The sequence below is a fragment of the Psychrobacter faecalis genome, from assembly GCF_016107575.1.
Classification (GTDB): Bacteria; Pseudomonadota; Gammaproteobacteria; order Pseudomonadales; family Moraxellaceae; genus Psychrobacter; species Psychrobacter faecalis.
On sequence record NZ_JABAST010000016.1, the window covers coordinates 55,079 to 64,602 of the forward strand.

Annotated in this window: 7 protein-coding genes and 1 tRNA gene; all 8 read right to left on the reverse strand. The window is 43.1% G+C overall.

Translation table 11 applies throughout. The annotated features are described in order from the left end of the window. Positions 1–120: 120 nt before the first annotated feature. Entirely contained in the window at positions 121–4,239 is a 4,119-nt protein-coding gene (gene rpoB / locus JFC07_RS06925; protein ID WP_068405086.1) for a DNA-directed RNA polymerase subunit beta, read from the reverse strand. 803 nt (positions 4,240–5,042) lie between these two features. Further along, positions 5,043–5,414 (reverse strand): 50S ribosomal protein L7/L12, encoded by a 372-nt coding sequence (rplL, locus tag JFC07_RS06930; RefSeq protein ID WP_144297917.1) that lies wholly within the window; start codon positions 5,412–5,414, stop codon positions 5,043–5,045. Positions 5,415–5,540: 126 nt separating this feature from the next. Next, a complete protein-coding gene (gene rplJ, locus JFC07_RS06935; RefSeq protein WP_025652244.1) occupies positions 5,541–6,068 on the reverse strand; it encodes a 50S ribosomal protein L10 in 528 nt (175 codons plus the stop codon). 427 nt (positions 6,069–6,495) lie between these two features. Next, on the reverse strand, positions 6,496–7,197 hold the full coding sequence (gene rplA / locus JFC07_RS06940; RefSeq protein ID WP_068405082.1) for a 50S ribosomal protein L1: 702 nt from the start codon (positions 7,195–7,197) through the stop codon (positions 6,496–6,498). After that, positions 7,198–7,629 (reverse strand): 50S ribosomal protein L11, encoded by a 432-nt coding sequence (gene rplK, locus JFC07_RS06945; RefSeq protein ID WP_068405081.1) that lies wholly within the window; start codon positions 7,627–7,629, stop codon positions 7,198–7,200. A gap of 90 nt (positions 7,630–7,719) precedes the next feature. Further along, the gene (nusG, locus tag JFC07_RS06950) at positions 7,720–8,250 is read right to left on the reverse strand and encodes a transcription termination/antitermination protein NusG (RefSeq protein WP_068405079.1); all 531 of its coding nucleotides are present in this window, start codon (positions 8,248–8,250) and stop codon (positions 7,720–7,722) included. Positions 8,251–8,320: 70 nt separating this feature from the next. Beyond that, entirely contained in the window at positions 8,321–8,809 is a 489-nt protein-coding gene (gene secE / locus JFC07_RS06955; RefSeq protein WP_068405077.1) for a preprotein translocase subunit SecE, read from the reverse strand. 51 nt (positions 8,810–8,860) lie between these two features. Next, a tRNA-Trp gene (locus JFC07_RS06960) sits at positions 8,861–8,936 on the reverse strand. Positions 8,937–9,524: the final 588 nt, after the last annotated feature.

Sequence of the window (9,524 nt, forward strand, 5' to 3'; positions counted from 1 at the left end):
GCGGCTAAGATGAATGAAGGCAATGAATAGGGTTGAGACAAATCACTAAAAGCAGCAGCAATAAAGCAGACTGCCTTTAGTGGACAACTAAGTTAAACAGCTATTTTGCCTGCGTTGGTTTTAGTTGCTTTGTTTTAACTCAATATTAATACCCAGTGATTTGATTTCTTTGGTCAATACGTTAAACGATTCAGGCATACCTGGATCCATGTATTGTTCACCATCGACGATGTTTTTGTACATACGTGTACGGCCTTCAACGTCATCCGACTTCACCGTTAGCATCTCTTGCAAGGTATAAGTCGCGCCATAGGCTTCTAGGGCCCAAACTTCCATCTCACCGAAGCGCTGACCACCAAACTGGGCTTTACCACCAAGCGGCTGCTGCGTCACAAGCGAGTAAGAACCGGTAGAACGCGCATGCATCTTGTCATCAACCAAGTGGTTAAGTTTGAGCATATACATATAGCCAACGGTTACTTTACGGTCAAACTTCTGACCCGTACGACCATCATACAAGGTCTGCTGACCATCGCGATCCATTCCCGCAAGCTCAAGCAATTCTTTGACTTGATACTCATGAGCACCATCAAATACTGCGGTACCCATTGGTACACCGTCGCGTAAGTTGTCCGCCAGCGCCATGATGTCATCATCACTTAAGCTATCAAGATCAACGCTCTCACCGCCTACTTTGTTATAGATTTTATCTAAGAAATCACGCAAATCTTTAATCGCAGCTTGGGCTTTGAGCATACCGTCAATCTTTTCGCCGAGGCCTTTCGCTGCCATACCCAAATGCGTCTCTAATACCTGACCGATGTTCATACGCGATGGTACACCAAGTGGGTTCAAGACGATGTCAACGGTATTGCCATGTTCGTCATAAGGCATGTCTTCAACCGGCATAATGCGCGATACCACACCCTTGTTACCATGACGACCGGCCATTTTATCACCAGGCTGGATACGGCGTTTAACCGCTAGATATACTTTAACGATTTTTTGTACGCCATGCTGTAAGTCATCACCAGCGGTCAATTTGCGTTTTTTCTCTGCAAATTTCACATCGATGTCTTTTTGCTTATCGACCAAGTAATCAGCGATTTGGGTCAGACGCTCAGAGATTTCTTCTTCAACCGGCTGGATATCAAGCAAGGTTTCAAGGCTCATCTCTTTCATGTCAGCCAATGCCATGACTGTACCGGCTTTTAGACCAGAACCGCCACTGACTTTTTGACCATCAAGCAAGCTTGCGATACGGCCACGAGCCGCTTCTTCAAAGATGCGTAGCTCTTCTTTTAAATCTTTACGGTAGCTATCAAGTTGTGATTTTTCAATCGCTTTAGCACGCGCATCTTTTTCAACGCCGTCACGGGTAAAGACTTGGACGTCAATGACCGTACCTTTGCTTGATGTTGGAACACGCAATGAGGTGTCTTTCACATCAGCGGCTTTTTCACCAAAGATCGCTCTGAGCAGTTTTTCTTCTGGGGTCAGTTGCGTCTCACCTTTTGGCGTGACTTTACCAACTAAGATATCACCAGCGTCAACTTCAGCACCGATATAAACAATACCTGCTTCATCAAGGCTTGATAACGCCGCTTCACCAACGTTTGGAATATCGGCAGTAATCTCTTCGGTACCAAGCTTAGTATCACGCGCTACACAGGTTAATTCTTGAATATGAATGGTGGTGAAACGATCTTCTTTGACCACTTTTTCAGATAACAAAATCGAATCTTCGAAGTTGTAACCATTCCAAGGCATAAAGGCAATACGAATGTTCTGACCTAACGCTAACTCCCCAAGGTCGGTTGACGGACCATCGGCTAAGATATCACCAAAAGCAATTTCATCACCTTGGTTTACAATGATGCGTTGGTTAATACAAGTGTTTTGGTTTGAGCGCGTGTATTTGATCAAGTTATAAATATCAATACCCGCTTCACCGGCGACCATTTCATCTTCATTGACACGCACGACGATACGCGACGCATCAACGTCTTCGATCACACCGCCACGCTTCGCGATCACACAAACACCAGAGTCACGAGCAACGTGACGCTCCATACCGGTACCAACTAATGGCTTATCAGCACGTAACGTAGGAACAGCCTGACGTTGCATGTTCGAGCCCATGAGCGCTCGGTTAGCATCGTCATGCTCTAGGAACGGAATCAAACCGGCGGCAACCGACACCACCTGGCTTGGTGACACATCCATATGCGTCACTTTTTCTGGCGGCATACGTACAAACTCACCATAGCTACGCACACTGACCATTTCATCAGATAGCGCGCCTTCTGCCGTTACTGGCGAATCCGCCTGAGCAATGACCGTACCGACTTCTTCAATCGCTGACAAGTATTCGATTTGATCCGTTACTTTACCGTCAACCACACGGCGATATGGCGTTTCTAAAAAACCAAAGCTGTTGGTTTTAGCAAAAGTCGCTAATGAGTTAATCAAGCCAATGTTTGGACCTTCAGGTGTTTCAATCGGACAGACGCGGCCATAATGGGTATCGTGAACGTCACGTACTTCAAAGCCTGCACGCTCACGGGTCAAACCGCCCGGTCCTAACGCTGATACACGGCGTTTATGCGTCACTTCCGACAATGGATTGTTCTGATCCATAAACTGTGATAACTGGCTTGAACCAAAGAATTCTTTCACTGCTGCCGCTACAGGCTTTGAGTTGATCAAATCTTGTGGTGACAAGTTGTCAGATTCTGCTGATGATAAGCGCTCTTTTACCGCACGCTCAACACGCACTAGGCCGACACGGAATTGGTTTTCAGCCATCTCACCAACCGAACGAATACGGCGGTTACCTAAATGGTCGATATCATCGACTTCGCCGCGACCGTTACGAATTTCAATCAACTCTTTTAGAACGTTAACGATATCATCATTGGTCAAAACACTACGCGCGCGCTGTACATCAGCATCGTCAGTGTCTTCAAACTCTAGACCCAAACGACGGTTAAACTTCATACGTCCGACGTTTGATAGGTCATAACGGTCAGCGTTAAAGAACATGCTTTCAAACAGCTTTTCAGCGGTTTCAACCGTTGGTGGCTCACCGGGGCGCATGACCTTATAAATTTCAATCAAGGCTTCTTCACGGCTTGAGGTGCTATCGGCGCGTAGCGTATCGGCAATATAACTGCCTTGATCGATATCGTTGGTAAATAGAATGCTGAATTCTTTGATAGAATCACTGGCTTCATACGAGCTTAACTTAACCAATAATTCATGATCAATAAGCGTATTGGCACGCGCAATCACTTCATCATTGACAACGATGTCTTCGGCCAAAATGCGTTCGTATAAATACTCATCAGGAATCGCAATTTTGGTCATACCCGCTTCTTCAAGCTGACGGATACGGCGGGCGTTGATACGTTTGCCCTGCTCGACGATCACCTCACCTTCTGGTGATACGATATCAAACTGTGCCATCTCACCACGCAGACGATCCGCAACCAAATCGATCTCAAACTGCTCTTCGCCTTTATATACTTTTACTTTATCAAAGAACAAATCTAAGATTTCAGAGGTAGTTAGGCCTAGAGCGCGTAGGATAATAGACGCAAGCAATTTACGGCGACGGTCAATACGCGCGAAAACCAAATCTTTGGCATCAAATTCAAAGTCTAACCAAGAACCACGGTAAGGAATGATACGGGCGTTGTAAAGCACTTTACCACTTGAATGCGACTTACCTTTATCATGGTCAAAGAACACACCTGGCGAACGATGTAGCTGTGATACGATCACACGCTCAGTACCATTGATAATAAAGGTACCGTTAGCCGTCATCAATGGCATCTCGCCCATATAGACACTTTGCTCACGGATGTCTTTGATCGCCGCTTTGCTGTCTTTGTCTTTGCTGTCTTTATCTTTGATAATCAGACGGATTTTAACGCGCATTGGCGCTGCAAAGGTCGAACCACGTAAGATACACTCACGCTCATCAAACTCAGGCGTACCTAAATAATATTCAACAAATTGTAGCTCTGCGTTACCAGAGTGACTCTCAATTGGAAAAATAGAAGAAAACGCAGCTTGTAAACCAGTATTCTCACGAGCTTTTGGCTTTTTATGCTCTTGCAAAAATTGCTCATAAGAATCTACTTGGATAGACAACAAATAGGGAATGTCCATCACAGTAGGCAATTCAGCAAAACTTTTGCGAATACGCTTTTTTTCAGTATAAGAATATGCCATCGAGAGTCCTTACAGTAAACGTGGAAACAAATTGAAAGCGCGGCCGACTTGCATCAATACTATTTAATATGAATATCATGCAAACCTGGCAACGTAAACGATAATATAAAACGGATATTCATGCTCATTTAATGACTGCTGATTAATTCACGCGTATAGTGCATAATTAATCCAGTTTATTTAAGCGTAAATCGGCATCTAAGCATGCCTATATGAGTGCTAACACTAAAAATTTCAATGCCTTGCACCTTTTAACTTTGTAGTACTTACGAGTAACCACTGCACCGTATCTAAGACCAATGACTGGCATTTAGATACTATTGATTCTCTTTGTAAATTCACTTAAAGTACTATTGCTACTTCTCTTTTAAAAACCTACTCATCATCTGCTATCATAAGTAATATCGTCGCTGATATCTACCGTCTACCAGTGCATATACTGACAGTAAAACCTTACCAGATGATTTAATTAACAGCGTTTAGATTAAAAATCTGAGATAACTATAAATTTTGAAACAGTGACTTATTATAAAGCAGTGACTTTTAGAATCAGTATAAATTATAGTGTTAATGAAAAGCATGCAGACACAAAAAAATGCCAAACATCGATCGACGTTTAGCTCGTTAACTGATTTCAATAACTACTAAGTGTGCTTGCATGTATATCGTCTGTCCTTTTGATGGGTATCCACCGTGATGTTGCATACGTATGTTGGCAGACACAAAAGGTCAAGCTACGGATTATAATAAAAAAAAGCTGATAATGCAAGGCATTACCAGCTTTTTTTTTACAGCAGTTGAACTTATTTTAGTTCAATAGTTGCACCAGCTTCTTCAAGTTTCTTTTTCAACTCTTCAGCTTCAGCTTTGTTTACGCCTTCTTTGATTGGAGCTGGAGCGCTTTCAACCAAATCTTTCGCTTCTTTCAAGCCAAGGCCAGTAGCTTCACGTACTGCTTTAATGACGCCAACTTTCTTCTCGCCAAAGCTGGCAAGAACAACGTCAAACTCGTCTTTTTCTTCAGCAGCGGCAGCAGCAGGACCAGCAGCAGGTGCAGCAGCGGCAACAGCAGCAGTTACGCCGAATTTTTCTTCCATGTCGCTGATTAACTCAACGATATCCATTACTGACATTTCAGCGATTGCGTTTAACACATCATCTTTAGATAGTGCCATGAGAACTCTCCGTTATCTGATAAAATTTAGTTGGTTTTAATATCGCTTGGATTGCTTGCCAAATGTTTAAATAGGGTTGGCAATAAAGTGCAATCGGCGATGTCAAAGTTACGTTAAAACAAGCAATTAAGCAGCTTCTTTTGCGTCTTTGATTGCCGCTACCGTGCGAACGAACTTGCCAGGAACTGCGTTCATAGTCTGGACAAGCTTGGTCACTGGTGCGTTCATAGTAGCCATTAGGATAGAGATTGCTTCGTCGCGAGTTGGTAGCTTCGATACGCGCTCTAGCTCTTCTGGACCATAAACTTCACCACCGACTGATACCAATTTGGTCTCTAAAGCTTTGTTATCTTTGCTGAAGTCGAAAACGACTCGAGCGGCAGATCCCAAATCTTCCATAGAGAAAGCCAAAAGTAGTGGACCAGTCATACGGTCTGACATGCTCTCAAACTTAGTGCCTTCAAAAGCGCGTTTTGCTAGGGTATTTTTTACCACTTTCAAAACGACACCTTTATCACGAGCTTGTTCGCGCAGCTGAGTAAGCTTTGCAACACCAATACCGTGATATTCGGCAGCTACTGCTGAGTAAGCATTAGCAGCAACTTCAGACACTTCAGCCACAACTTGTTGTTTTTGCTCTAGCGTTAATGCCATAAGTTGACTCCTTTAATCTTATCAATCCGCTCATTATTTAATATTCTAAAACCGAAGTTTTGGACAATGTAAACAACTTACTACGACTGACTTGATACGACACGTTATGTATAAACTCCATAAAGAGTTCATTCATAACGACTGATTACGGCACCGTTATCAGACTGACATCGAGTAATAATTTGGTATAAATACCAATCTATTGGCTCTTATCAACAACTGGGTGGGTCACCGTCTGCGTAGGACAACTAAGATTTTCACCTGTCGTCGATTAACAAAAGCAGCTTACCATCACAAGTAATAATAAACCGCTTTCTACCTACGGTCTTAGACAGCGAAGCGTTTGCTACGCTGACCTAATTCTTTAAAACAATATGGGCGCTTTATTCAAAATCGTTGAATAAAGAGCAGTTTTTATACAATAAAATTATTTGGCAACGCGATATGGAACAGGATCAATTGAGATACCTGGGCCCATGGTGCTAGACAAGGTAATTTTCTTAATGAAAGTACCTTTAGACGTCGCAGGTTTAGCGCGTTTAAGATCAGATAGCAATGCTTGAGCGTTTTGCATAACTTGCTCAGCAGTAAAGCCAACTTGACCGATCGTGGTATGGATAATACCCGCTTTATCAACACGGTACTGTGCTTGACCCGCTTTCGCATTAGTCACAGCTTCAGCAACGTTAGGCGTTACCGTACCAACTTTTGGGTTAGGCATTAGGCCACGTGGACCTAGGATAGTACCTAATTGACCAACCACACGCATCGCGTCAGGCGCAGCAATAACGATATCAAAGTCCATATTACCGGCTTTGATTTGCTCAGCTAGGTCTTCAAAACCAACGATGTCAGCACCGGCTTCTTTAGCGGCTTCAGCAGCAGCGCCTTGAGCAAAGACAGCAACGCGTTTGGTTTTACCAGTACCCGCAGGTAGGTTGGTAGCACCACGAACGACTTGATCAGATTTACGTGGGTCAACGCCCAAGTTTACTGCGATGTCGATAGACTCTTTGAATTTAAGAGCTGGCAAATCGTTTAGGATTTGAACGGCTTCTTCAAGAGTGTATAATTTTTCGTTTTCAACGCGCTCAGCGATTAGCTTTTGACGCTTAGTAAGTTTACTCATTTACACACCCTCCACGGTAATACCCATTGAACGTGCAGTACCAGCGATGGTACGGACAGCAGCATCAAGACCAGCAGCGGTTAAGTCTGCATCTTTAGTCTTAACGATTTCTTCTAATTGTGCACGGTCAACTTTACCGACTTTAGCGGTGTTAGGTGTACCAGAACCTTTAGCGATACCAGCAGCCTTACGTAGTAAGTATGCAGCTGGTGGTGACTTCATGATGAAGGTAAAAGATTTATCGCTGTATACGGTGATCTCAGTAGGAATCGGTAGACCCGGCTCTTGGTTTGAGGTCGCAGCGTTAAATTCTTTACAGAACGCCATGATGTTCACGCCTTTTTGACCCAATGCTGGACCAATCGGTGGTGAAGGATTTGCTTTACCTGCAGGCACTTGCAGTTTGATGTAACCATCAATCTTCTTAGCCATGATACTCTCCTAAATGGGTAATAGCGCCAAATCAATGTGGTATGCACCTCATTGACTAACAGCTCCCCGGTTGATGAATGTTTTACCGGTTTAGTCTAGTTTTTCAACTTTACTAAACTCAAGCTCGACCTGGGTCGGGCGATTAAATACGTTTACCGTTAAATGCAGTTTAGACTTCTCATAATCCACTTTTTCCACCAACCCTTTAAAGTCCGTAAATGGACCATCGATAACCAACAACTCTTCGCCTGGCTCAAATAGAGTCTTCGGACGTGGGTCAGCTTCAGTCTGATTTAAACGGTTTAAAATACGGTCGGCTTCTACTTGCGTAATCGGTGCTGGCGTTTCAGGCGTGCCACCGACAAAGCCCATAATACGCGGGCAGTCTTTGACGATATGCCACGTGTTGTCGTTCATTTCCATCTGAATCAATACATAGCCTGGAAAGAACTTACGCTCACTTTTACGCTTTTTGCCGTCTTTCATTTCAACGACTTCTTCGGTAGGTACCAAAACATCGCCGAATGAATCAGCAAATTCACTACGATTGATACGATCAGTTAATGAACGTTGTACTTGCTTTTCATATCCTGAAAACGCTTGGACAATATACCAACGCATATCACGCTCCTGATCAGTAAAGTTAAGTCGTTATAAGTAAATCTGGCTTAATGGACACTAATACGCGTCATTAACCAATAAAAATACCAACGAACCAGTTAAAAAAGTTATCTAACAACCAAACCAAAAAACCCACAATAGCAATCATGACAATCGTTTGCCATGTGTATTGAAAGGTTTCATCTTTGCCAGGCCATGTGACTCGGCGTAGCTCAACGGCAGCATCTTTTAATAATATTTTAAAAGCGCGGCCTTGATGCGTTAACGCTAAGCAGACCAAGGCAATAATAACTAGAGCAACGATGATACCAATACGCATCCAAACATCATTGGCAGGTTGCCAATAGCCTGGTAGGTATTGATTGACTAAGGTTGCCCCTATCAAAATTACTGCGGCAAGTAGCCACAATACCACATCTTTAACTGAACCAGTTTTAGCAACTTCAACAGCGGTTGTTTGATTGTTCGCCGAAACGTGCTTATCTTTGGACAGCATTCCACCAGCCACTGCCTTAGCATCAGATAACTTAGTCTCGAGGTTATCTTGATTATTGCTCATAAAGAACTCACTTCGGAGATGGTGGGGTATGACAAAGATATGATAAGAAGATGGCAGGCGATGTAGGACTCGAACCTACAACCCTCGGTTTTGGAGACCGATGCTCTACCAATTGAGCCAATCGCCTATGGGTGTAAAGGACAGCATTATACAATATTGAGCATAGAATGCAAGCATTTAGGAATAAAATTCTACTGCGACGCTAATATCACTGTTCTTAAGCCTCTCTATGAAAACACTTAATACGAATAAAAACTAAACGTACAAGGTGCTAACGAGGTGCAGCGTTAATATAGCAAGCTCGGTTAAGAATTACAATAGACACCAATCAGATAATAAGCGCTTTTTAAGGTACATGTATAAACCCATATAAGGTGAGATTGGTTTTTGTCTGCCCCACTCTTCTACTATAATGAGTGAAAAGTAATATAGATACATCACACACTGCTGATATCAATTTTTCTTGCTTGCTGTGCCTGTGCAGACAGAGGCTACAAAAAATTGATATCAGCAATATCGTCGCGTTTTTAGGATATGTTTACTATATGTCTTTTTAAATATTTATCCTCATTCATACCCCACAAAAAAAGCCACCCTTGATCAGGATGGCTTTTTTCTTACTGCTTAACGCTTAGATAACTCTATAGCGTTAGGGTTTTAATGCTTAGCTAAGGACGTTAGCAACAACACCAGCACCTACGGTACGGCCGCCTTC

Excerpts from the sequence above, each read along its gene's own strand:
- rplA (WP_068405082.1), bottom strand. The coding sequence starts at position 7,197 with ATGAGTAAACTTACTAAGCGTCAAAAGCTAATCGCTGAGCGCGTTGAA.
- rplL (WP_144297917.1), bottom strand. The coding sequence starts at position 5,414 with ATGGCACTATCTAAAGATGATGTGTTAAACGCAATCGCTGAAATGTCA.
- secE (WP_068405077.1), bottom strand. The coding sequence starts at position 8,809 with ATGAGCAATAATCAAGATAACCTCGAGACTAAGTTATCTGATGCTAAG.
- rplJ (WP_025652244.1), bottom strand. The coding sequence starts at position 6,068 with ATGGCATTAACGCTAGAGCAAAAACAACAAGTTGTGGCTGAAGTGTCT.
- rplK (WP_068405081.1), bottom strand. The coding sequence starts at position 7,629 with ATGGCTAAGAAGATTGATGGTTACATCAAACTGCAAGTGCCTGCAGGT.
- rpoB (WP_068405086.1), bottom strand. The coding sequence starts at position 4,239 with ATGGCATATTCTTATACTGAAAAAAAGCGTATTCGCAAAAGTTTTGCT.
- nusG (WP_068405079.1), bottom strand. The coding sequence starts at position 8,250 with ATGCGTTGGTATATTGTCCAAGCGTTTTCAGGATATGAAAAGCAAGTA.